Here is a 23741-nt window from a genome sequence, read left to right as displayed (position 1 = left end):
TTTACTTTCCCGCCACCACCGCCACCCAGCGTGGGCCAGGGTTGCCGCCTCCCTTCACGGGCCCGCTGATCAGCAGCACGGCAGGATCCTGTCCAAGACCCGTCATAAGCTTACGCACATCCTGCGCATCGCCCACGGGCTTGCCGTTCACCTGCTCGATGACATCGCCCGCGACGATCCCCGCCTTCGCCGCCGGTCCCTTGGCCGAGGTAATGGAAACACCATTGGCAACGGGCTTACCCGCCAACCCCAACCCATAGGCAGGCAAGCTCACCGGACCGGATGGTGCTTCTACTTTCGGCATCACGGTTTCATCCAATGGCGGCGGTGGAACGGCAATGGTCAAGCTGGTGTGCATCTTGACGCCATCGCGCACATAATCCACCGCAACGCTCTGCCCCGCCTGAAACTCCGCGGTGCGGATATAAAGCGCTCGGGGATTATCGATCCGCGCGCCGCCAAGGTCGGTAATGACATCGCCTGGCTGTAATTTACCATCAGCGGGTGAATCGGGAGAAACCGCTCCCACCAGAGCGCCAGATGCGCTGGGCAGTTTCAGGGCCGCCTGGATATTGCTCGTCACCTCTTCCGTCGCCACGCCCAGCCAGCCGCGTGTCATCTTGCCGCCATGGGCCAGCGCCTCGGCCACGGGTTCGGCCATGGCGGAGGGAATAGCGAACCCAATCCCATCCGATGTCCCTGAAGGCGCATAAATGGCGGAGTTCACGCCAATAACCTGCCCCTGCATGTTAAACAAAGGGCCACCTGAATTTCCCTTATTGATCGCGGCGTCGGTCTGGATGAAATCATCGAATTTCGTATCGCCAATCCGCCGGTTCAGCGCACTTACGATTCCCGCCGTATTGGTGCCAGGCATGCCGAACGGGTTGCCAACCGCCAGGACCCAGTCCCCCACGCGCATCTTGGCGGAAGCCCCAAACGGCACGAATGGCAAGGGGTGGCCGGCCTTGATTTTCAGAACAGCCAGATCGGCATCCGGATCACGTCCGGCAATGATGGCTGGGTATACCGTGCCATCCGGAAAAGTGACCGTCACGGAACTGGCACCGTTCACCACATGATTATTGGTCAGAATATAACCCGCCGGATCGAATACAAAGCCCGAGCCCAACGACTCGATGGTTTTTGGCGGCGGCACGATCGTTCCCGCGGTATCGTCCGGGGTGTCCGCGGTCGGATGAAATGCGCTCGCCGCGTCGTTTCCATCCCCATCGTCGTTTCCGTCATTGTCGTCGTCGTTCTGCGAAGAATCATTGCCCGCCGGCGCCATGGACGCGATGCTGACCACGGCGGGCGACACCTTGGCGGCCAGCTCCGCCATGGGCGGCGGTAACTCCCCCGCGCGGGCCACCGGCGCGGCAAGCAGGAACAAGGCAGAAAACGGATACGCCAGGAACTTCATGCTGAGAGAGTGACGAGGCTGGGCGATCTTCGCAAGAGGGGCCAGACGCACTATGTCTACCTCATGACTGAAGCAGAGATTCGAGCCGCCCTCACCCCTTTCGGCGTCGAACGCCGGATAGACGGCATTTCAATCAAGGACGGGTTCGTCCAGATCAGCCTCCTATCCACGCGAGAGGAAGCCGCCAGGCTGGAAAAACTGCGAACCGAGATGGAAACCACGTTAAGGGCACTCCCCGGCGTGAAATCCGCCACAATCATATTGACCGCCCATGCCCAACCCCAGCCCGCTCCGCAAAACGAACCTGCGCTCCTGCCGGAGGTCAAGCATGTCATCGCCGTGGCTTCGGGCAAGGGCGGCGTCGGCAAATCCACCGTGGCCGTCAACCTCGCCGTGGCACTGGCGCAACGCGGGTTGAAAACGGGGCTGCTGGACGCTGACATATACGGCCCATCCCTGCCAAAAATGCTTGGGCTAACCGCTAAACCCGTGGTTCAGGAGGGGCGCATCCAGCCTTTGACCGCCTATGGCGTGAAATCCATGTCGATCGGTTATCTGGTGCCGGAGGACAAGGCCATGATCTGGCGCGGCCCGATGGTCATGGGCGCACTCAACCAGATGCTCGGCCAGGTCGAGTGGGGCGCTCTCGATATTCTGGTGGTCGACATGCCCCCGGGCACGGGTGACGCACAGCTTACCCTGGCTCAAAAAGCCCGGCCATCCGGCGCTGTCATCGTCTCCACCCCACAGGATCTGGCCCTCCTGGATGCGAGACGGGGCATCCAGATGTTCGAGCAAGTCGGCATCAAGGTTCTCGGCGTGGTGGAAAACATGTCCTATTTCAGTTGCCCCCATTGCGGACACCGCACTGAGATTTTCGGCCATGGCGGCGCCCGGGCGGAAGCGGAGAAAATCGGCCTGCCGTTTCTAGGTGAAATTCCGCTGGAACTGGCCGTTCGCCAAGCAGGTGACGAAGGCAAGCCGGTCACCGCCATAGATCCCGCCGGGACCGTGGCAACCAGCTTTCGCGCCGTGGCGGATGCCATCGCCAATAGCTTGCTCCCCACATGACCGAGATCGGCTTCTATCACCTCACCCGCACCGGCCTTGACGCGGCCTTGCCCATGCTGCTGGGGCGCACCCTGCAAGCCGGAGAGAAAGCCGTGGTGAGTTGCGCGGATGAACGCCTTTTAGCCAAACTGGACGACGCGCTCTGGCAATGCCAGAAGCCCGATTGGCTGCCGCATGGCACGGCGCATTCCTCTCATCCTGAATGGCAACCGATCTACCTGACCACCGGGCACGAAAACCCTGCTGGCGCGCATTTCCTCTTCAGAATTGACGGGAGCGAGACCGCGCCGGACGGCTTTACCCGCATATTCGACCTTTTCGACGGCAATAATGAGGAAAACGTGCAATCCGCCCGGCAACGCTGGCGTAACGCCAAGGCCGCCGGGCTTAGCCTGACATACTGGAAACAGGATGTTAATGGCTGGGTGAAGGCCGGATAGACCGCCTTACCGCGCCCGGTGAACGGGCCTGACCCAGTGCTTGAAATGCGGCCACAAATCGTGATCCGGCACCTTGGTCAGATCCTTATCCAACACTTCCTTCAGCTTGCCCTGGGCGGGCTTCGCCAGATGCAAGCGGATTTCGTTCAAGGCCCTTGCCGGCGCGACGAGATATAATTCATCGTAACTCTCCACGCCCTGGTTGAGCTGCCCCGCGACCCAGTCTGGAAATACCGTGGCGGATTCGGCATGCGCCTCCCCCGCTGTCCCCTCATGGCCATTTCGCGGATCGGCCCGGCTGAAGGAACACAGCGTGTTATCCGCTTCCTGGGGCCGCACGAACCTGGCATGCTCACCATCCGCCAGAACGATCAGTGTTTTGAGATGGATTGGCATCTATAGCTTTCCTCGCTCTTATTCCTGCGAGGGTTGTGCCTGAAGGCCGCCTTGCCTTCATTGATTCCGATCAATCCCCACCACCTCATTGATCCCATCCAGCGCCAGAAACCCCATGGCCCGGCGTGTTTCCACCGTGGCGCTGCCAATATGAGGAAGCAGCACAACATTTTCCAACTCGTAATAGCCGGGGTGAATATCCGGCTCGTTCTCAAACACATCCAGCCCGGCGGCGGCGATATGGCCGGAGCGCAGCGCCGCGATCAACGCCTCGTCGTCCACCGTGCTGCCGCGCCCGGTATTCACCACGAAACCGCCAGGTCGCATTGCCGCAACCCTCGTCCGGTCGAGCCAATGATACGTTCCCGGACCGCCAGGCGCATTGATCGACAAAAAATCGATCGCTCCCAGAAAGCTCTTATCATCCTCGTGATAAATCGCCCCCGCCTCCAACTCCGGCGGCAAGCGGCGACGATTATGATAATGAACAACCATATCCAACCCCCGCGCCATATGCGCCAGGCGTTGCCCGATCCGTCCCATCCCAAAAATCCCCAGCGCCTTTCCCACGACACCATGGCCGAGATTGAAGGTGGGCGTCATGCCCCGCCACTCGTGGGCCCGCAGTAACCGCTCCCCCTCTCCAGCCCGCCGCGCGGCCATCAGCATCAGCGTCAGCGACAGCTCCGCCGTGGCATCGGAGAGCACGCCCGGTGTATTGCGGATTTCAATACCCCGGGCCCGGGCCGCTTCAAGATCAATATGCTCAAGCCCGACACTATAAGTGGCAATCACCTTGATGCCCGAGGGCAGGGCCCCGATCAGCGAGGCATCGAATTTATCAGAGGAATTGCAAAGAACCGCATTCACCCCCTCCAAACTGGCCAAAAATCTCTCCCGGTCGAACACCCCCGTCATGCCGAGGGCCCGCACCTTATGCTCGCGCTTGGCGCGCGCCATCACATCCTGCATCACATCGCGGGTTACCAACAGCATTCGCACTCCTCCTCCTGGGTTTCGTCCAACCTAGCAGTTTCACCTTTTTCGTCCCCCCTTGAGCATGCATATGCGGCATTCCGCCAGATTGCGCGCGCAATTCGCACATAGGGTGTGTATTGAATGTTTTGTTAACCAGTGGTTGTATTCATTCATGACGCTCCATGCACATGGCGACGCCACACTAGGCGGGCATGAATGAAAACCGCGCTGATCACCGGCATTTCCGGGCAGGACGGCGCTTATCTCTCGCAATTGCTGCTCGGGAAAGGCTACCGGGTCGTGGGTCTGGCACGCCGCACCTCAACGGCCGACAGGGCTGGCGAACGCCTGCGCTGGCTTGGGCTCGAACATGACGTGGAGCTGGCGGATGGGGATCTGACCGATCTTTCCAGCCTGATTCGCGTTCTGGCGAAGACAAGCCCGGACGAGGTCTATAATCTTGGGGCGCAAAGCTTCGTGGCCCTGTCCTGGCAACAGCCGATCCTCACCGGCGAAGTGACGGGCATGGGCGCGTTCAACATCCTGGAGGCCATCCGGCTTCTGGAGTTAAAGACCAAATTCTATCAGGCCTCGTCGTCGGAAATGTTCGGCATGGTGCAGGCGCCGGCACAGAATGAGACCACTCCTTTTTATCCTCGCAGCCCCTATGCGGTGGCCAAGCTCGCGGCGCACTGGATCACGGTGAATTACCGTGAAAGTTTCAGCATGCATGCCAGCTCCGGAATTCTCTTCAACCATGAAAGCCCATTGCGCGGCATTGAGTTCGTGACCCGCAAAATTACCAATGGTGTCGCGCGCATCAAGCTGGGGTTGAATGAATATCTCGAACTCGGCAATCTAGACGCCGCGCGGGACTGGGGCCATGCGCGCGATTACGTAAAAGCCATGTGGCTGATGATGCAGCAGGATTTGCCCGGCGATTATGTGGTCGCCACCGGGCGGAGCGTCACCATCCGGGAATTTTGCGACATCGCCTTTCGTCATGCCGGACTGGACTACCGGGACCATGTGCGAATCAACCCCGCTTTTTTCCGCCCCGCCGAGGTGGATTGCCTCAAGGGCGATGCCACCAAGGCACGCGACAAACTCGGCTGGCTCCCGGAAACCACGCTGGAGGAAATGGCGTTGGAAATGGTGGAAGCGGATCTACAACGGCTCAAGCACGCCGCATGAAAAGGCTGCTGGTAACCGGCGGCAACGGTTTCGTGGGGCGGCATCTGCTCCACCACCTAAACGGGACCACTCCTGAAACCGAAATCCTCGCGCCATCACTCGACATCACCAATCATGCCGCCATCGAAGCCCTGATCGAAACCACGAAACCCGATGCGCTGCTGCACCTGGCCGGCATCTCGGCTGTCGGGCAAGCCGCCGAAGCCCCAGAGCGCGCCTGGGCTGTCAATCTGCACGGTACCCTGCATCTGGCACAGTCAATTCTCATACATGCGCCGGCATGTCAGTTCATCTTCATTTCCAGTGCCGAAATATATGGCCGAGCCTTTTTACGGCATCGACCCGTTACGGAAGAAACCGCCCCCGCTCCAACCAACCTGTACGCGGCCACCAAGGCCGCCACCGAAATGGCGCTAGGCGCAATGCCCGGTCTCAGACTCTTGCGCCTGCGGCCCGCCAACCATACCGGCCCCGGCCAATCGCCCGCATTCGTGATCCCCGCCTTTGCCAGGCAAATCGCCAGGGTCGAGGCAGGATTGCAACCTCCCGTACTGCAATCCGGTTCTCTTGAGGCCCAACGGGATTTTCTGGATGTCCGGGACATATGCGCGGCCTATGGCAAAGTGCTGGCCTTGCCGAATGGTGGTGCCGGAGAGGTGCTGAACCTCGCCTCCGGCACGCCACGGCGCATAGGAGATCTGCTGGACATATTACTGGGCATGACGCGGGCCGACATCCGCCTGGAGATCGACCAGACCAGATTGCGCCCCACGGAAATCCCCGTGGCGCAAGTCAGCGCCGCGCGCGCGCGCGCATGCCTGGACTGGCGCCAGACCATCCCAATCGAGGAGACCTTGGCCACCACCCTCGCCTTCTGGAGAAAAAAGGTGGTGACCGAAGTGACTTAGCGGCTACTTGCCCGTCCAGTTAGCCTTGCGCTTCTCGATAAAGGCGCTCATGCCCTCGCTCTTGTCGGCCGTCGAGGCAAGGCCGAAGAAGATCCGCCTTTCAAAATGCACCCCTTCCGAAAGGCTCGTCTCGAAGGCGGCATTCACCAGCTCCTTGCAGGCCTTAACGGCCAACGGCCCCATTCCGGCGATGCTCTTCGCCTGAGCCAGCGCTTCGTCCAACAGCTTATCCGCCGGCACGACCTGGGCGACAAGGCTGGCACATTCCGCCTCCTGCGCACTCATCATCCGTCCGGTCAGGCACATCTGCATGGCTTTTGCCTTCCCCACCGCGCGCGTCAGGCGTTGCGATCCCCCCATGCCCGGCGCAATACCCAGCGTGATTTCCGGTTGCCCGAATTTCGCGGTGTCGGCGGCGATAATATAATCCGCCATCATCGCCAATTCACACCCTCCGCCGAGCGCATAGCCCGCCACAGCGGCAATCCACGGCTTGCGAATTGTCCGGCAGATCACGTCGTAACCGGAAAATTTATCGGTCCCGAACATATCGGCGAAAGTCTGGGGCTGCATTTCCTTAATATCGGCACCAGCGGCGAATGCCTTTTCGGAACCGGTCAGAACCAGACAACGCTGACCGTCATCCGCCTCATAGGCCGTGAACGCGGCCATGAGATCGACCAGCGTCTGGCTGTTCAACGCGTTCAGCGCCTTTGGGCGGTTGAGGCGAACGAGGGTAACTGCTTCATATTGTTCAACAAGGAGAGTCTCATAGGCCATGTCATCGGCTCCCTTTCATGGTCATTGCGCCAATCCCTTATCACGGGCACCTAAAGTCGGCTTTGCGCTTGCTCAGAAAAGCCGAGATTCCCTCCTGCCCTTCCATGCCTCGCAAGGCCTTGGCAATCGCGCGCGCCTCAAGCTCAAGCTGCTCCTCCAACCCCGTGGTGAAGGAGCGGGCCAGCAAGGCACGAATGCCGGCAATCGCACTTCTGGGGCCCGATGCGAGTTCAACGGCGAGGGCGCTCGCCTCAGCCAGCGCGTCTCCCGCCGCGACACGTGTGATCAGCCCGATCTCCGCGGCTTCCCGCGCTCCCACCCGCCTGTTCGTCAACATTAATTCCTGCGCCCGGCGCAGGCCGACAAGGCGCGGCAAAAGCCAGCTCTGCCCCAGATCCGGCGTCAATCCGATGGCGCTGTACGCAGCGCTAAAATGCGCCTCCGGCTCCGCGATCACAATATCTCCCAGCATGGCGAGGGAGAGTCCCGCCCCCGCCGCCGGACCATTGACGGCGACCACGAGCGGCTTGTCCATGCGCGCCAAGCGTGAGACCGCACCGTTCAGATAGGTCGTCAGTTCCTTGGCCAGATGGGAGACGCTGTCTCCGGCGGCGGCAAAGCCGGTTATATCCCCACCGCCGCAAAATAATTTTCCATTGCCGGTCAGCAGCACGGCACGGACCGTCTCATCCTCATCGCATTCAATGGCGGCGTGAAACAAAGCCTTGGAGAGTGCCACATCCAGCGTATTCGCGGCATCGGGGCGGTTGATCGTCAGCCGGAGGACATCGTTCTCACGAGTGACCAGCAAGGGAACGGCTTCCATGCAAACCTTTTGGTATATTGTTTACTACCGCGTAGCTCCCATGCTTCATTTCGACCGTCAAGACGCATATTAGGAAATCATGGATAAGCCCGCCGCCGTAACGACGCCCTTCCGCAACGCCAATGAGCGCGAGCAAGAACGCGCCGCCAAACGCGATGCCGTACTGCGCGCCGCGGTCCGGATGTTCAACCAGCGCGGTTATCACAATACCTCGCTCGACGATGTCGCCGCCAGCCTCGGTATCTCCAAGCCCTTGATCTACCACTATCTCGGCGCCAAGGATCAGGTTCTGTTCGAATGTCTGCGCATCGGGCTGGTCCGGCTGCGCGGCTCCGCCGAGGAAGCCGCCGCGCTGCCCGGCACGGGGCTTGAACGGCTACGCATCTTCCTGCGCCGCTACGCGGAACATATCATGGATGATTTCGGCCGATGCGTCATCCGCACCGGCGATGAAGCGCTCGCGCCGGAAAGCCGGAAACAATTTCGCGCCCTCAAGCGAGAGATCGATCAGGAGTTGCGCCGCTTCGTGCAGGATGCCTCAAATGACGGTTCCGCCCGGATTTCGGATATAAAGCTGACATCCTTTGCCTTCATCGGCGCCCTGAACTGGACGGCACGCTGGCAGGATGCCGAAAGAGACCTTCCGCCCGGCGAAATCGCCGAGCGGCTGGTCAATATCCTCATCCGTGGCATCTCGCCCCATTCCTGAGCCAAGGCCGTCCACGCAAATGCCATCGCGACCTAATTCTTGATGGCAAGAGCGGCGTCATAGACCTTGTGGGTATAGGCGCCCTCGGGGCGTTTGGTGATCACGGGATCGGTCTTGTCCTCCATCAGCACATCCACGGTGCGCTGATAAGCCGCGGGGTCGAGATAACCCGTCTGATCCTTGCCGTCATTGAGAAGCTTCGCCACGGATGCCATCATCTTGACCTGATGCGCCTCATTCAGCACCCCGGCGGTATCATAGCTCATCACGATCTTCACGGCCTCGGCCTGATGCGCCGCGGCATAGTTCCAACCCTCGATCGAAGCCTTCACGAACTTCGCCAATTCGGCATCCTTTTGCGGGTTCGCCAATTCGGCATCGGTGGTGTAGAGCCCATCCTCCAGCATCGCCACGCCTTCATCCTGATATTTGAAGACAGTCAACTGATCCGGTTTCATGCCCGCCTCGATGAGCTGCCAATATTCATTATAGCTCATCGTGGAGATGCAGGCCGCCTGTTTCTGCAGCAGCGGGTCCACATTGAAGCCCTGCTTCAGCACCTTCACCTCGGGATCCGCGCCGGAAGTCGTGTAGCCAAGCTTACCCATCCAGGCCAGGAATGGGTATTGATTGCCAGCAAACCAGACCCCAATGGTCTTTCCCTTGAAATCTTCCGGAGAGGTGATCCCGCTATCCTTCCGGCAAGTCAGCTCCATGCCGGATTTTTCAAAGATCTGAGCAATATTGACCAAAGGCACGCCTTTCTCGCGCGCGGCAAGCGCATCTGGCATCCAATCCACGATCACATCCGCCCCCCCGGCCGCGATCACCTGGGACGGGTTGATGTCCGGCCCACCCGGCTTAATGGTCACATCCAGCCCTTCGGCCTTGTAGAACCCCTTGGCCTGGGCGACGTAATATCCGGCGAATTGCGCCTGCGTCACCCATTTCAATTGCAATGTCAGATGATCCGCCGCCGAGGCGGACGGCGCGAAACCAAGCGACGGGGCCAGCGCCAGCATCCAGGCCAGGGTCTTCTTCATGATCTTTCAGCCTCTCTTTGATTGGTTCAGTTCGGATTGCGATAGGAAGGATGCCAGAATGTCACCGCCCGCTCGAGCAGTGCCAGCCCCGCGAAAGAGAGCGAGCCCGTCAGCGCCACGATCACGATCGCGGCCCAGACAATGTCGAGATTCAAGCTGGCCGCCTCCGTGGAAATGCGAAACCCCAGCCCCAGAATAGGTGAGCCGAAAAATTCCGCCACCACCGCGCCGATCAGCGCCAGCGTGGTGTTCAATTTCAATGCCGCGAAAATATGCGGCAACGCCGCCGGCAGGCGCAGTTTGAGCAACGTGGTGGCGTAAGGCGCGGCATAGCTCAGCATCAATTCCCGTTCCAGAACCCCCGCCTCGGCCAACCCCGCGCTGGTATTCACCAGCATTGGAAAAAATGTCATCGCCGCGACCACGGCGGCCTTGGACTGCCAACCAAACCCGAACCACATCACCGCGATGGGCGCGATGCCAATGATCGGCATGGCGGACACAAGATTTCCCAATGGCATCAAACCACGCTTGAGAAAATCGGATTTATCCACCGCCAGCGCCATCAGGAACCCGGCACCGCAGCCCAACACATAACCCGGCAGCACCGAGCGGATCACCGTCTGCACGAAATCTTCTCCGAGCATGCCGGCATTGGCACCCAGCGCGGCGATAATGGCCGTTGGTGCCGGCAGCAAAATGGTGGGAACACCAAACCCCTTCACCGCCGCCTGCCACAGCCACAAGACCCAAACCCCAAAAATGGTGGGGGTGGCGAGCTTCGCCAGGCGTGTTTCACGGCGCGCGGAAGCCCCCATGGCGATGACAGCCAGGACGGTGACAATGACGGAGACAAGAAGATATGTCACAGCCTGCCCCCCCGGTGCCATCGCAGCCCGGCTTCCAAGGCCGTGATCGCGCCAAGAATCACCGCCGAGAGCAGAGACGCCGCCACCAGCGTCGACCACACCATCAAGGTCTGCCCGTAATAGCTACCCGCCAGCAAGCGTGATCCCAACCCCGCCTGCGCGCCGGTCGGCAACTCCGCCACAATCGCCCCCATCACCGCCAGGGCCGCCGACACACGCAGGGCAGGAAACAAAAACGCCACCGAGGCCGGCAAACGCAATTTACCGAATATCTCCGCCTCGCTGGCGGAATAAGTATGCAGCAGCTCGAACTGAATCGTCTCCGGCGAACGCATGCCCTTCACCAGACCGACGACAATGGGAAAAAACGCCAGATAAGCCGCGATCGCCACTTTTGGCGTCAAACCCGACAGGCCCAGATTACCCAGCACAACCACCACCATCGGCGCGATGGCGAGAACAGGAATCGTTTGGCTCGCAATCACCCAGGGCATCAATGAGCGATCCAGCACCTTCACATGCACGATCAGCGTGGCGATCACACCGCCCAGCACCAAAGCCACGGCAAGGCCCAGCAGCGCCTCCCGCGCCGTCACGCCCGCATGATAGAACAGGTTGCGCGGCGAGGTGAGCGGCCAGCCGAACAGGCTGTCACCCAACGCCCCCAGCACCTGGTCCGGCCTTGGCAACAGCGTGGTCCCCACCAGGGCCGATAGCCCATACCACAACGCCACCCCCGCCGCCGCCACGACGATGACCGGCAACACGGATTTAATCATAAGAGTGCCCAGCCCGCAGCGCCTCGCGCACACGGTGCGCCACACGGGTGAATGCCTCACTGTCGCGCAGATCCAACGTGCGCTCGCGTGGCAATTCGCTCTCGATCACTTCCACCACCCGTCCCGGCCGGGGCGACATCACCACAATGCGCGTGGATAGAAACACCGCCTCATCGATGGAATGCGTCACGAACCCGCAGGTCAGGCCAGTACGTTCCCAAAGCTGATGCAGATGCAAATTCAATCCGTCGCGGGTGATTTCATCCAGCGCGCCGAAAGGCTCATCCATCAACAGCAAGGACGGCTCAAAGCTCAATGCGCGCGCAATGGAGGCGCGCTGCTGCATGCCCCCTGAAAGCTGCCAGGGGAATTTCTTGGCGAACCCGCAAAGCCCCACAAGCTCCAGATATTTCGCCGCCCTGGCTTGGCGTTCAGCCTTCGCCACCCCCATGATCTCCAGCGGCAACGTCACATTTCGTTCCACATTGCGCCAGGCATAAAGAGCCGGAGCCTGAAACACGTAGCCATAGGCCCTGGCTTGACGAGCCTCCCTTGGAGACACCCCATTCACCTTCAGGCTGCCGCCAGTCGGCTGCACAAGATCGGCGATGGCCCGCAGCAGCGTTGTCTTGCCACAGCCCGAAGGTCCGATGAAGGACACGAAATCGCCACGCTGAATATCGAGCGAAACACTCTCCAGCGCGACCGTGCCCTTGAATTCGATCCGCAGTTCCCGTGCCACCACAGCGGGCAAGCCGGTGACAGCTTCAGGAATGGATGGGGTGATAATTTCGCTCATGCCCCCGTCTTAGGCGCAAGCCGGGCATCTGTCGCCAGCACGGCCTGCAAAAGCACATCCGCCCCCGCGGCCACCTGCTCAGGCTCGGTCTTTTCCGCTTCGTTATGGCTGATGCCTTTCTCGCAAGGCACGAAAATCATGGTGGTGGGCGCCACCTTGGCGATATAGGCGGAATCGTGTCCGGCACCGGAGACGATGCGCCGCGCCGGATAACCGAGCGAAGATGCCGCCCCCTCCACCGCGGCAACGCATTCCTTGTCGAAATGCACCGCCGGGGAATCCCAGATGCGTTCGCATTTGACGCTAACGCCGCTGCCTTCCACGATCTTGTCGAAAGCGGCCCTGGCCTCGTCTTCCATCTTCGCCACCACCGAATCGTTGGGATCTCGGAAATCGATGGTGAAAAAGACCTCACCGGGAATCACGTTACGGGAATTTGGTCGTGCCTCGATCAACCCCACCGTCGCCACCGCATCCGGCCCGTTCGCCAGCCCCACCGCCTGCACCGCCTCGATCATCCTCGCGGCCGCCACCAGGGCATCCTGGCGCAGGCGCATGGGGGTGGAGCCCGCATGGCAATCCATCCCCGTCACCGTTACCTCATACCAACGCATGCCCTGCACGCCGGTGACAATCCCGATGGTCTTGCCCTCATCCTCAAGAATCGGCCCCTGCTCGATATGCAGCTCGAAATGCGCCGCCAGCTTGTGGCCCCCGCACGCCTCTCCGCCGACAAAGCCGATCCGCTTCAGCTCATCGCCAAATGTCAGCCCCTCGCGGTCCTCCCGTTCATAAGCATAATCCCGGGAAAACACCCCCGCGAACACGCCCGAGGAAAGCATGGCCGGCGCAAAACGCGACCCCTCCTCGTTCGTCCAGTCGATCAGCTCGATCGGCGCATGGGTCTCAATGCCGGAATCATTCAGTGTGCGAAGCACTTCCAGCCCGGCCAGCACGCCGATAATACCATCGAACTTTCCACCCGTCGGTTGCGTGTCCAGATGGCTGCCAATGGCGATCGGCGGCAGAGCGTTATCCTTGCCGGGGCGGCGGGCGAAGATATTGCCCATATCGTCATAATGCACATCGCACCCCGCCGCCTCGCATTGACCGATCAGCCAATGGCGCACCTGTGCGTCGAGATCCGTGAGCGTCAGGCGCTTCACACCCCCCTTTTCGGTTCCACCGATCTTCGCGGTTTCCATGATGGTGTCCCACAGCCGGGCACCATCCACACGCATATTCGTACTCATTCCGCAGCCTCCGCAGCCACACGCATGGGGTTATTCGGGTGATGCTTCCAGGTAAGATGCTCCATCGCCTGCTGTGGCCGCATGGTAATGCAATCATCCACCGGGCAAACATGTGAGCACAGATTGCAGCCCACGCACGCCTCGTCAATCACTTCGTAACCCCTCTTTTCTCCGCCCTCATGCAGCCTGATCGCCTGATGGGCGGTGTCCTCGCAGGCGATATGGCACAGCCCGCAGCCGATGCAGGCCTCCGCATCAATGCTGGCGATGCTCTTCCAGGCCAGATTCAAATCTTCCCAATGCACGAATTTCTGAACCGCCCGGCCCGTGACATCCTCGATCCGCGCATAGCCCTTTTCATCCATCCAGTTGGAAAGCCCGCTGATCATGTCATCCACGATCCGGAACCCGTAATGCATCGCGGCGGTGCAGACCTGCACACTGCCTGCCCCCAGCGCCAGAAACTCCGCCGCGTCGCGCCACGTTGCGATTCCTCCAATACCGGAGATCGGCAGGCCGGGAATGGAGCGCGCAATCTCGCCCACCATGCGCAGCGCGATCGGCTTCACCGCCGGGCCGCAATACCCGCCATGCGTGCCCAACCCATCCACGCTGGGCTGCGGCACCATATTGTCCAAATCCACCCCGGTGATGGAGGTGATGGTGTTGATCAAACTCACCGCATCCGCCCCGCCCGCCCGCCCGGCGGCGGCGGGTTTGAGAATATCCGTGACATTCGGCGTCAGTTTCACGATCACCGGCATGCGGCTATGTTGCTTGCACCAGCGCGTGACCATCTCGACATATTCAGGCACCTGCCCCACGGCAGCCCCCATGCCGCGCTCGCTCATGCCGTGCGGACAGCCGAAATTCAGTTCGATGCCATCCGCCCCGGTCTCCTCCACCAGCGGCAGAATGCGCTTCCAGCTTTCCTCCTCGCACGGCACCATCAGGCTCACCACCACCGCGCGGTCTGGCCAGTTGCGTTTGACTTGTTTTATTTCATCGAGGTTCAAGCGCAACGGCCGGTCGGTGATCAGCTCGATATTGTTCATGCCCATCAGCCGCTGGCCGTTATAGCCAATACCGCCATAGCGCGAACTTACATTCACCACCGGCGGGTCTTCACCCAGCGTTTTCCAGACCACCCCGCCCCATCCGGCGGCAAAGGCGCGCTCCACGTTATAGGCCTTGTCCGTCGGCGGGGCGGAGGCCAACCAGAACGGGTTGGGTGCCTTGATACCGGCAAACTCAATGCTGAGATCAGCCATTCGCCTTACCTTCCAGATAAGCGTTGATGCCAATGGCGGCGCGCTTGCCATCCGCCACGGCCTGCACGGTCAAATCCTGCCCCGCGATGCAATCCCCCCCCGCGAACACGCCAGGCAGGGAGGTTTCCAACGTCTCGTCCCGCACCAGGAACCGCCCGTTCTCGACCTTCGGCAACGCGTCCCTGTCCGAAACCTCCAAACTCTGGCCAACCGCTTTCAAAACCATATCGGCGGCTAAAACAAACCCGTCATCACCCAGGCTCAACCGGCCATCCACCAGGACCGTGCGCGCGAAACGTATCGCCCGCACAGCCCCTCCCCCCTCGATCGCCACGGGCGCCGCCCAATGCCGGAAAGCCACGCCATTCACCAGCGCCCAATCCTGCTCCACGCTGGTGGCGGGCATGTCCTCGCGCCCGCGCCGGTACACCAAGCTCACCAGTTCCGCCCCCAGGCGCTTGGCCTGCACCGCCGCGTCGATGGCGGTGTTGCCCCCGCCGATCACCACCACATGCCGCCCCACCGGCACATCGGCCTTGTCCCTGGACTGGCGCAAATCCTCGATGAACCGCACCGCATCCCGCACACCCGGCAGATCCTCACCGGGAATGGCAAGCGCCTTCACGCCCGCCTGGCCAATTCCCAGAAACACCGCATCGTAATCGCGCCGCAGCGCGCCAAGATCCAACTCCCGCCCCAGCGCCTGATTCGGAATCAGCTTGATTCCGCCAATGCCCAGCACGAATTCAACCTCACGCGCCGCGAACTCGTCCGCCATTTTATAGGCGGCGATACCGTACTCGTTCAAACCGCCAGGCTTCGATCTGGCGTCGAACAAATCCACCTCATGCCCCGCCTTCGCCAACTCATGCGCGCAGGCCAGCCCCGCGGGCCCCGCCCCCACCACGGCAATGCGCCGCCTTGTTTCCACCGCCCGGGCAAAAGGATGCTTGCCCGTGGCCCGCGCGCGCAGCATGGCCGCATCCGTCGCCACGCGCTGCAACGCGCCAATCTCCACCGGCTTCTGCTGCTGGGCAGTGCGCACGCACGCCCCCTCGCACAAAATCTCGGTCGGGCAGACGCGCGCGCAGGCCCCGCCAAGAATATTCGCTTCAAGAATTTTTTGCCCCGCGCCACTCAGATTTCCCGTCGAGATGGCGCGGATGAAGCCCGGAATATCGATCGAGGTCGGGCAGGCCTGAACGCAGGGCGCATCGTAACAAAAATAGCAGCGCGACGCCTCTATATCCGCTTGATCGCGCGTCAGCGGCGGATGCGCATCAGCGAAACATTCCGCCAGCCTTTCAACACTCAAACGCGCCGCGGCCACGTCCGACTCGCCTAAATTATAAACATTGTCCGCGATGGTGCTCATCAAGGCCCCCGGTTGGATCGCAAAACAAACTTGACCAAAGCTGATTAAACAGTCAAGTTATTTATATACATGCCGAAACACAAAATCGCCCCGGCCAAACAGGGTAATTTTTATGCATATGATTAGAAAACAAGCGCCCCCTCCACGCCCCCGCCAAGCCCGCAGCGAGCAAGCGGTGGAGCGTATCCTGGCGGCGGCGGAGCGTGTTTTCGCCAAGGCCGGGTTTGGCGGCGCCACCATGACCGCCCTGGCCCATGCCGCGGGCCTTCCCAGCGCCAACCTGCATTACCATTTCGGCACCAAGGAAGATTTATATAAAGCCGTTCTTGAGAACATCCTCACCCTATGGCTGGACGCGACAGAGTACATCACGCCCGACACCTCCCCCGCACGAGGGTTGAGCGCTTATATCAGCGCCAAGCTCGCTTATTCCCGCACGCGGCCTTACGCCTCCAAGGTCTTCGCCAACGAGGTTCTGCACGGCGCCACCCACCTTCATTCCTATCTGGGGCAGGAGCTGCGCCGGAAGGTCGAGGAAAAAACCAAGGTTCTTGAAGGCTGGATACAAAATGGCCTGATGGAGCCGGTCGATGCGCGGCATCTCTTCTTCCTGATCTGGGCCATGACCCAGACCTATGCCGATTTCGATACGCAAATTCGCACCGTGCTGGGCCGCGACGAGCTGCTGGCGGAAGATTACGCAACGGCGGAAAGGTTGATCCTGCGTCTCACCTTGCGCGGCTGCGGCCTTTCCTTTCCAATCCCGGAGACAAAATCATGAGCCTTCTGATCCATGGCGGCACGGTGGTCACCGCCGAGCATAGCGTTCGCGCTGATATTCTCTGCATCGATGGAAACATCGCCGCCATCGGCGAAAAACTGGAGGTCCCCTCCGGCACGGAAACCATCGACGCGGGCGAAGCCTATGTCATTCCCGGCGGCATCGACCCGCATACCCATATGCAGTTGCCCTTCATGGGCACCACCGCCTCGGATGATTTCTACACCGGCACGGCGGCGGGGCTGGCCGGCGGCACCACCATGATCATCGATTTCGTGATCCCCGGCCCCCATGACTCACCGCTCGACTGCTATCATGTCTCGCGCGGCTGGGCGGAAAAATCCGCGGCAGATTATTCCTTCCATGTCGCCATCACCTCATGGTCGGACAAGGTGCATGCGGATATGGGCGAGCTGGCGCAAAAGCACGGCGTCAACAGCTTCAAGCATTTCATGGCGTATAAGGGCGCCATCATGGCGGATGATCATATCCTGCTGAACAGCTTTTCACGCGCGCTGGAACTCGGCGCCATCCCCACCGTGCATGCCGAGAATGGCGAGGCCGTCTACCATCTTCAACGCGCCTTGCTGGCACAGGGCATCACCGGGCCGGAAGGCCATCCCCTCTCCCGCCCGCCCGCCGTGGAGGGTGAAGCGGCGGAGCGCGCCATTTCCATCGCTGGCGTGCTCGGCGTGCCCGTCTATATCGTGCATGTCTCAACGGAAGAGGCCGCCAACGCCATTGCCCGCGCCCGCGCCACCGGCCAACGCGTCTATGGGGAGGTGCTGGCGCAGCATCTCGTGGTGGATGACAGCGTCTACCGCAACCCGGACTGGGACTTCGCCGCCGCGCATGTGATGAGCCCGCCCTTCCGCCCGAAACATCACCAGAAGGCGCTTTGGGCCGGGCTGGTCTCCGGCCAGCTGCAAACCACCGCCACGGATCATTGCTGCTTCCGCGCCGCGCAGAAAGCCATGGGCAAGGACAATTTCACCGCCATCCCCAACGGCACCGGCGGCATAGAGGACCGCATGAGCGTGCTCTGGCACCATGGCGTGGGCACCGGCAAGCTGACACCGTCGGAGTTCGTGCGCATCACCTCCACCAACACCGCGCAGATCTTCAACATATATCCCCGCAAGGGCGCGGTGGCGGTGGGGGCGGATGCCGACCTCGTGGTCTGGGACCCGAAGGCCAACCGCGTCATCTCCACCAAAACCCAGCATCAGCAGGTGGATCTGAACGTGTATGATGGCATGGAGGTCACCGGCATCGCCCGCCACACCGTCGCCGGCGGCAAGCTGGTCTACACCAATGGCGATCTGCGGGCCGCGCGCGGGGCCGGCAAGCATATCGACCGCCCCTGCTATACGCCCGTGCTGAAAGCGCAGGAAATCCGCAACCTGCTGGCCATGCCCGGCGCCGTGGCGCGTGAGCCCTCTCTCGCCGTCACGCCGTAAGCATCGTCAAACCCCGCGCGCCAGCACCAACGTCCGCAGCCGAAAGGTCAATGCCAGCGCCGCGGCGACGATCAGCGCGCCGGTCAGAAACACCGCCGGGTAGCCAAAATGCCCGCCGACCGCGCCCGCCAACGGGCCGGTCACTCCCAGCGCAACATCGAGAAACACGGTATAGATGGCAATCGCGGCCCCCCGGCTGCCTGGCGCCACCGTCCGCAACGCTTCCACCGCCAGGGCAGGAAAAACCAGCGAGAACCCGAACCCCGCCAAGGCCGCGCCCAGCAGTGCCACCAGCGGCGCCGGAGCCAGCCAAAGCAGGACCAACCCCGCCACCTCGATCGCGAAGGAAACCAGCGCCGCGCGGAATCCGCCAAATCTTCCAATGGCTCCCGCCAGGAAAATCCGCACCGAGACAAAGCACAGCCCGAAGCTGGTCAGCGCATAAGCCGCGCCTTGCCAGCCATGAGCCGTGTAATAAAGCGCCATGAAGGCCACGATGACGCCAAACCCGAACGAACCGCCCGCCAGCGCCAAACCATAGGGCACGATCTCACGCGCCACGCTCAACATGCTCATCCTCTTGGCGCCGACCAATGGCGCCGCCGCCTTGTTGAAGGCCGCCCCCACCAGCCCCAGGAGCGGTAGAATCATCGCCACCCCCGCCAGGGCGGGTAGCCCACCCCAATGCATCAACGCCACACCGGCGGGCGCCCCCGCGGCAATGCCGCCATAGGAGGACACACCATTCCACGAGATCACTTCCGCCGTGGCCGCGCCGCCCAGGCGCCCAATGCCCCAGGTGATGCACCCCGTGCCGGTGCCGCTCTCCGCCGCCCCCAGAAATAACCGGCTCAGCAGCAGCCAACTCAACACCGCCAGAGGCGCATGGCACAGCGCGCCGCCCATGATGCATACCCCATTCAGGCCCGCGCAGATCAACCCCGCCAGCACCGTCACCTTGGCGCCGCGCACATCCGAGATCCGCCCGACGACGGAACGGGTCAGCAAAGTCGCCGCATATTGCAGGCTGATCACGATCCCCGCCAAAGCCGCGCTATAGCCGAGGGTAAAATGCACAAGCCCGGGAAAGACCGCCAAGGGCAGGCCAATCAGAAAATAGGTAACCGCGTTGAACACGACGATCGAGAGAATCTGCGCCGTGTTCCCGCGCCTCGAATCACCGCCGCCAACCGCCATCGCAAAAAGCCCCCCTTGCGGCGCGCAATCTAGGAGGCTTGAACCAAACAGTACAATCTTCCCAGCCATGCGGCGGGCACAGCCTTACCCCGCGAAGGCGGCTTCTTCCAGCGCCGCCCAGTCCACGGCCCAGCCGGGAGGCTCCAGCTTCGTCGCGCCCGGCCTTGTCAACTCCAGCACCGGCCCAGGGGGCACCAGCTTGCCCCCCTTCACAAAGGCCGCCCGCACCACCGCGCTGCAAGCCACCCCATCCGGCCCTGTGAAAATCTGTTCCACATACATCCAGCGCTCGTCCCATCCGAGCAGTCTGGTGGCCAGGGTCATGCGCGCGAACGGTTTGAGCGGACGGCGAAACCGCATCGCCGCCCCGGCCAGCACCACCCCCAATCGATCGCGGCGCATCGCGGCCCAAGCGCCTGAGCGCAGGATCAAATCCACCCGTCCCAGATCCATCAACGCCAGATAGCGCGAGTTGGTCATATGCAGGTTCAAATCGAGATCCAGCGGCCAAACCCGGAAATAGAGGCAAGATATTTCCTCCATCCCCAGCTTCGCTCGCCGCCAAGCGCCGAACAGGACATAAATCAACCGGAAAATCAGATTCATGCCGTGCGCCCGGCCTGTTCTTCCGACAGCAACTCCTTGCGCGAGAGCTTGCCCACCACGGTTTTCGGCAAGACATCCCGAAACTCAATCCTCTTCGGCCGCTCCACCGGAGAGAGATGCTGTTCCAAAAAGGTTTGCAATTGCGCTTCGGTCACCTTGTCCCCGTCCTGCAATTTCACATAAGCCTTCGGCACCTGCCCGCGCTTGGCGTCGGGAATACCGATCACCACCGCTTCCAGCACCGCCGGGTGTTTATACAGCGCCTCCTCCACCATGCGGGGATAAACGTTATATCCCCCGGAAATGATCAGATCCTTGATCCTGTCGACCAGAAAAATATATCCGTCCTGGTCGATATACCCGACATCGCCCGTACGCAGCGCCCCGTCCACGAACACTTTCGCGGTCTCGTCCGGACGGTTCCAATAACCCGGCATCACTTGCGGGCCGCGCACACACACCTCTCCCAGTTCACCTCGCGCCACGCACCGCTCCGGATCGTCCAGCGACCGGATCTCCACCACCGTCTCGTCCACCGGCATGCCGATGGAACCATCCCTCACCTCACCGAACAAATTGCACGCCACCACCGGCGATGCTTCGGACAACCCATATCCCTCCACCAATTTGCAGCCCGATAGCTGTTCGAAACGCGCGCGTATCTCCGCGGGCAATGGCGCCGCGCCGGACACACAATAACGGATGGAGGATAATGCCCATTTCTCATGCGCGGCGGCCTCGTTGATATTGGCATAAATCGTCGGCACGCCGGGAAAGAAAAGCGGTTTCGTGCGCGCCAGCGTTTTACGCAGCAAATTTTTCTCGTAACGGGGCAGCAAGATCATCTCCAGCCCCAGCATGATCGAGAGATTCATCGCCACCGTCATGGCGAAGACATGGAACAGCGGCACCAGCGTGAGCATGCCCGCCCCCGGCGCGATCTCAGGCAGCCGCCGCGCCACCTGCGCGCAATTGGCGGTGAGATTGGCATGGGTCAGCATCGCCGCTTTTGGAATACCCGTGGTGCCGCCTGTATATTGCAGTACGGCGAGATCCGTCGCCGGCGCGCATGGCACCGCGCGCGGCACCGCGCCCGCTCCGCCCAGCGAGCGGAAAAGAACATGCCTGGAATCAACTGGAATGTCCGCCAGGCTCTTGCGCCGTGTCAGCCAGAAGCCGAATCGCTTCACCGGGCTCAAAATGTCCAGCATCGAGCCGACGATGAGATGATCGAGCGAACCATCCGCCACGATCGGCGCGAACTTCCGGTACAGCTCCTCCACATCCAGCGTCACCGCGATCCGCGCGCCGCTATCCTGCAAGAAATGCCGCAGCTCGCTTTCCACATAAAGCGGGCTGAGATTCACCACCACGCCGCCAGCACGCAAAATCGCGTAATAGAAAATGACGTAATAAGGCGTGTTCGGCAGACACAAAGCCACGCGCGTGCCTTTCTCCACCCCCAATACCTGCAACCCGGCCGCCGCGCGCGCCACCAACAGGCCCAACTCCGCATAGCTCGTCCGCCTGCCGAAAAAATCCATGACCGGCACAGACGGAAACCGCGCCACCGCATTGGCCAGCAATTCATGCACCGGCAAGGCTGGAATCGCGGCTTTGCTTTCACCCGCGTTCATCGTCATCCCTCCGTGCACGGTGTTAGCTTCGTGGCCGGGCGTGTCCAGACTTCCGAACGGCCCAGCAAGGGAATCCCGATATAACCACGCACATGCAGCGTACCGTCCGCCGCCATGTGCATCACGGATTTATAAGTCTTGCCGCCCTCGGGATCGTAAATCCATCCTCCTTTCCAACCGCCATCTCCGTCCGGTGAAAAATCACCTAGAATCGAAAGCCCGCAGAGCTTCCTGCCGCGCAGTGCCACGTCCTCGTTATGAATATCGGTCTTTGGCTTACCAGTCGATGAATCCAGCGGCGTTTTCAGCCATTCGATTTTCCCGCATAAATCGGCACCGCATTTGGAAATGAGGATTCCAGCCTTGCCGGTCTGATCCTCCCACCAGCCCAACGGGCTGCTATCCGCCACGGCCGGCGCCGCGAACCCCATGAACGCCACGATGGCCAGGATAAATTTTCCTTGGCGCTTGGAACCATTCCCTTGCATTTTCATCCCTATTTGGTATTTGTCATACACAATACGTTAGGTTACCCCCCTATTCAATAGAAAAGAAGGACAGCAACGTCCGAGGGGACCATAAACCGGCTGAGGAGGAGACCAGGAATTATGAAAAAGACCAATTTATATAAAACCCACCTTCTGGCGGCGACGGCATGCGGCGCCCTGGCGGCGCTCAGCCTCGGGCAGACCGCGCGGGCCTCGGGCTTTGGCCTGCGCGAGGGCGCGGCCGACTGGCTGGGCAACGCCTTCGTCGGCGGGGAAGCCAAGGCTTACGACGCCAGCACCGCCTGGACCAATCCAGCCGGCATGGCGTTGCTCGATCAGAGCCAGGTCGATGACAATATCAGCTTTATCGCGCCATCCGCCAATTTTTCCGGCTACAATACCAACCCGCTCACCGGCGGCACGGTCAGCGGCACACAAGGCGGCAACGCGGTCACGCCAGCCGCGTCCGGCGCCCTGTTCGGCGTTTTCGCCCTCGCGCCGAATTGGCGGCTGGGGTTCAGCGTCACCAACCCCTATGGTGAGCGCACCTCCTATCCGGGCGATTTCGTCGGCCGTTATCAGAGCCTTGTGTCCAGCATCACCGGCATCGATTTCGGCCTTGCCCTGTCATACAAGGTGAACAACCATTTCTCCGTTGGCGGCGGCCCGGTCATTGAATATTTCCAGGCCCGCCTCACCCAGGCGCTGAACGTGCCGGTGCTGAGCGCCGCCACCGGCCAGGACCCGTTCGCGGACGTTCATGGCAGCAATGTCGGTGTCGGCTACAATCTCGGCATGCTCTATAGATTCGACAACGCGACACGCATCGGCGTCGATTATCATTCCCGTATCCGCCACGACATCAACGGCACGCAGCGCATCACCGTACCGGGCATCTATTCGGCCCTCAGCCCCTCCACCGCGGCGCTGCTGAACGAGGGCAACAGCAGCGCCACCACCACCGTCACCATGCCGGATTCGGTGGGCATCGGCATCTATCATCAAATCACCCCGGCCTGGGCGGTCATGGGCAGCCTGCAATGGACCCATTGGGCCCTGTTCAACAGCCTGCACGTCACCCCCACCAACGGCTTCCCCGGCACTGTCCTTAACGAGAATTGGCGCAACACCTGGTTCGCGGGCATCGGCACCAATTACTGGCTCACCGACAAGCTGATGCTGCAAGCCGGTTTCGCCTACGACGAATCCCCCGTGACCGATTCCAACCGCACATCGCGCGTGCCGGATGCAGACCATTACGACCTCGGCGTCGGCATGCAGTACAAGATCACCCCGGCCGCCACGTTCCAGCTTGCCTATGGCCATGTCTTCACACCGGGCGGCAGCGTCAACAGCACCGCCTCCACCTCCTCCCTGACCCCCAGCGGCACGCTCATTGGCAACTACTCCGCCTCGGACAACTCCGTCACGGCGGGCGTGACCATGAAGTTCTGATCC

24 protein-coding genes are annotated in these 23741 nt (G+C 61.4%); 8 read left to right on the top strand and 16 right to left on the bottom strand.

The genetic code is table 11. The features are described from left to right. Position 1: 1 nt before the first annotated feature. Positions 2-1423 (bottom strand): trypsin-like peptidase domain-containing protein, encoded by a 1422-nt coding sequence (locus AB7D48_RS08350; RefSeq protein WP_427977624.1) that lies wholly within the window; start codon positions 1421-1423, stop codon positions 2-4. 63 nt (positions 1424-1486) lie between these two features. On the opposite strand from AB7D48_RS08350, the gene AB7D48_RS08345 reads away from it, so the two are divergent. Next, complete coding sequence (locus AB7D48_RS08345) at positions 1487-2494, top strand: Mrp/NBP35 family ATP-binding protein (protein ID WP_427977621.1); 1008 nt, start codon at positions 1487-1489, stop codon at positions 2492-2494. Then, positions 2491-2934, top strand: a complete 444-nt coding sequence (locus AB7D48_RS08340) for a DNA polymerase III subunit chi (RefSeq protein ID WP_427977619.1) — start codon at positions 2491-2493, stop codon at positions 2932-2934. Before AB7D48_RS08345 ends, AB7D48_RS08340 begins: the two co-directional genes overlap by 4 nt. A 6-nt stretch (positions 2935-2940) precedes the next feature. Here the strand turns inward: AB7D48_RS08340 and AB7D48_RS08335 are convergent, their stop codons facing one another. Next, the gene (locus AB7D48_RS08335) at positions 2941-3330 is read right to left on the bottom strand and encodes a host attachment protein (protein ID WP_427977617.1); all 390 of its coding nucleotides are present in this window, start codon (positions 3328-3330) and stop codon (positions 2941-2943) included. A gap of 57 nt (positions 3331-3387) precedes the next feature. Then, a complete protein-coding gene (locus AB7D48_RS08330) occupies positions 3388-4326 on the bottom strand; it encodes a 2-hydroxyacid dehydrogenase (protein ID WP_427977615.1) in 939 nt (312 codons plus the stop codon). A 198-nt stretch (positions 4327-4524) separates the two neighbouring features. Here AB7D48_RS08330 and gmd point away from each other — a divergent pair, with 198 nt between their 5' ends. Together gmd and AB7D48_RS08320 are read left to right on the top strand one after the other, a co-directional pair. After that, positions 4525-5502, top strand: coding sequence for a GDP-mannose 4,6-dehydratase (gmd, locus tag AB7D48_RS08325; RefSeq protein WP_427977612.1), 978 nt, complete (start codon positions 4525-4527; stop codon positions 5500-5502). Then, the gene (locus tag AB7D48_RS08320) at positions 5499-6410 is read left to right on the top strand and encodes a GDP-mannose 4,6-dehydratase (RefSeq protein ID WP_427977610.1); all 912 of its coding nucleotides are present in this window, start codon (positions 5499-5501) and stop codon (positions 6408-6410) included. The genes gmd and AB7D48_RS08320 overlap by 4 nt, the downstream gene beginning before the upstream one ends. A gap of 3 nt (positions 6411-6413) precedes the next feature. On the opposite strand, the gene AB7D48_RS08315 is transcribed toward AB7D48_RS08320, so the two are convergent. Both AB7D48_RS08315 and AB7D48_RS08310 read right to left on the bottom strand, forming a co-directional pair. Next, complete coding sequence (locus tag AB7D48_RS08315; protein WP_427977608.1) at positions 6414-7190, bottom strand: enoyl-CoA hydratase-related protein; 777 nt, start codon at positions 7188-7190, stop codon at positions 6414-6416. Positions 7191-7230: 40 nt separating this feature from the next. Then, on the bottom strand, positions 7231-8016 hold the full coding sequence (locus AB7D48_RS08310; protein WP_427977605.1) for an enoyl-CoA hydratase/isomerase family protein: 786 nt from the start codon (positions 8014-8016) through the stop codon (positions 7231-7233). Positions 8017-8095: 79 nt separating this feature from the next. On the opposite strand from AB7D48_RS08310, the gene AB7D48_RS08305 reads away from it, so the two are divergent. Continuing rightward, positions 8096-8725 carry a TetR/AcrR family transcriptional regulator gene (locus AB7D48_RS08305; RefSeq protein ID WP_427977602.1) on the top strand — a complete coding sequence of 210 codons (630 nt, stop codon included), beginning with the start codon at positions 8096-8098 and terminating at the stop codon, positions 8723-8725. 32 nt (positions 8726-8757) lie between these two features. On the opposite strand, the gene AB7D48_RS08300 is transcribed toward AB7D48_RS08305, so the two are convergent. Genes AB7D48_RS08300 through AB7D48_RS08270 form a run of 7 tightly spaced genes read right to left on the bottom strand, consistent with a single transcriptional unit; the run spans position 8758 to position 16114 of the window. Beyond that, positions 8758-9768 (bottom strand): ABC transporter substrate-binding protein, encoded by a 1011-nt coding sequence (locus tag AB7D48_RS08300; RefSeq protein ID WP_427977600.1) that lies wholly within the window; start codon positions 9766-9768, stop codon positions 8758-8760. Positions 9769-9794: 26 nt separating this feature from the next. Then, positions 9795-10637 carry an ABC transporter permease gene (locus AB7D48_RS08295; protein ID WP_427977597.1) on the bottom strand — a complete coding sequence of 281 codons (843 nt, stop codon included), beginning with the start codon at positions 10635-10637 and terminating at the stop codon, positions 9795-9797. Next, a complete protein-coding gene (locus tag AB7D48_RS08290; RefSeq protein WP_427977594.1) occupies positions 10634-11416 on the bottom strand; it encodes an ABC transporter permease in 783 nt (260 codons plus the stop codon). The genes AB7D48_RS08295 and AB7D48_RS08290 overlap by 4 nt, the downstream gene beginning before the upstream one ends. Beyond that, positions 11409-12215 carry an ABC transporter ATP-binding protein gene (locus AB7D48_RS08285; RefSeq protein ID WP_427977591.1) on the bottom strand — a complete coding sequence of 269 codons (807 nt, stop codon included), beginning with the start codon at positions 12213-12215 and terminating at the stop codon, positions 11409-11411. Before AB7D48_RS08285 ends, AB7D48_RS08290 begins: the two co-directional genes overlap by 8 nt. After that, positions 12212-13468 (bottom strand): Zn-dependent hydrolase, encoded by a 1257-nt coding sequence (locus AB7D48_RS08280; RefSeq protein WP_427977588.1) that lies wholly within the window; start codon positions 13466-13468, stop codon positions 12212-12214. Before AB7D48_RS08280 ends, AB7D48_RS08285 begins: the two co-directional genes overlap by 4 nt. After that, a complete protein-coding gene (gene preA, locus AB7D48_RS08275) occupies positions 13465-14739 on the bottom strand; it encodes an NAD-dependent dihydropyrimidine dehydrogenase subunit PreA (protein WP_427977586.1) in 1275 nt (424 codons plus the stop codon). The genes AB7D48_RS08280 and preA overlap by 4 nt, the downstream gene beginning before the upstream one ends. Further along, a complete protein-coding gene (locus AB7D48_RS08270) occupies positions 14732-16114 on the bottom strand; it encodes an NAD(P)-dependent oxidoreductase (protein WP_427977584.1) in 1383 nt (460 codons plus the stop codon). Before AB7D48_RS08270 ends, preA begins: the two co-directional genes overlap by 8 nt. A 112-nt stretch (positions 16115-16226) precedes the next feature. Between AB7D48_RS08270 and AB7D48_RS08265 the strand changes: the two genes are divergently transcribed. Both AB7D48_RS08265 and hydA read left to right on the top strand, forming a co-directional pair. Then, a complete protein-coding gene (locus AB7D48_RS08265; protein ID WP_427977583.1) occupies positions 16227-16895 on the top strand; it encodes a TetR family transcriptional regulator C-terminal domain-containing protein in 669 nt (222 codons plus the stop codon). Beyond that, complete coding sequence (gene hydA, locus AB7D48_RS08260; RefSeq protein ID WP_427977581.1) at positions 16892-18355, top strand: dihydropyrimidinase; 1464 nt, start codon at positions 16892-16894, stop codon at positions 18353-18355. The genes AB7D48_RS08265 and hydA overlap by 4 nt, the downstream gene beginning before the upstream one ends. Before the next feature lie 6 nt (positions 18356-18361). Here the strand turns inward: hydA and AB7D48_RS08255 are convergent, their stop codons facing one another. The 4 genes from AB7D48_RS08255 to AB7D48_RS08240 are packed head-to-tail and all read right to left on the bottom strand — an operon-like array spanning position 18362 to position 22289. Continuing rightward, complete coding sequence (locus AB7D48_RS08255) at positions 18362-19621, bottom strand: MFS transporter (protein WP_427977578.1); 1260 nt, start codon at positions 19619-19621, stop codon at positions 18362-18364. A 15-nt stretch (positions 19622-19636) separates the two neighbouring features. Beyond that, a complete protein-coding gene (locus AB7D48_RS08250; protein ID WP_427977576.1) occupies positions 19637-20158 on the bottom strand; it encodes a thioesterase family protein in 522 nt (173 codons plus the stop codon). Continuing rightward, positions 20155-21795, bottom strand: a complete 1641-nt coding sequence (locus tag AB7D48_RS08245; RefSeq protein WP_427977573.1) for a long-chain-fatty-acid--CoA ligase — start codon at positions 21793-21795, stop codon at positions 20155-20157. Before AB7D48_RS08245 ends, AB7D48_RS08250 begins: the two co-directional genes overlap by 4 nt. 2 nt (positions 21796-21797) lie before the next feature. After that, the gene (locus tag AB7D48_RS08240) at positions 21798-22289 is read right to left on the bottom strand and encodes a DUF2147 domain-containing protein (protein WP_427977571.1); all 492 of its coding nucleotides are present in this window, start codon (positions 22287-22289) and stop codon (positions 21798-21800) included. Between the two features lie 114 nt (positions 22290-22403). Between AB7D48_RS08240 and AB7D48_RS08235 the strand changes: the two genes are divergently transcribed. Continuing rightward, a complete protein-coding gene (locus tag AB7D48_RS08235) occupies positions 22404-23738 on the top strand; it encodes an OmpP1/FadL family transporter (protein WP_427977568.1) in 1335 nt (444 codons plus the stop codon). Positions 23739-23741 lie beyond the last annotated feature (3 nt).

This window comes from Acidocella sp. (assembly GCF_050253495.1).
In the GTDB taxonomy this organism is placed as follows: domain Bacteria; phylum Pseudomonadota; class Alphaproteobacteria; order Acetobacterales; family Acetobacteraceae; genus Acidocella.
Note: the sequence above shows the minus strand (reverse complement) of the source record. Positions and strands in the feature narration are given on the sequence as shown.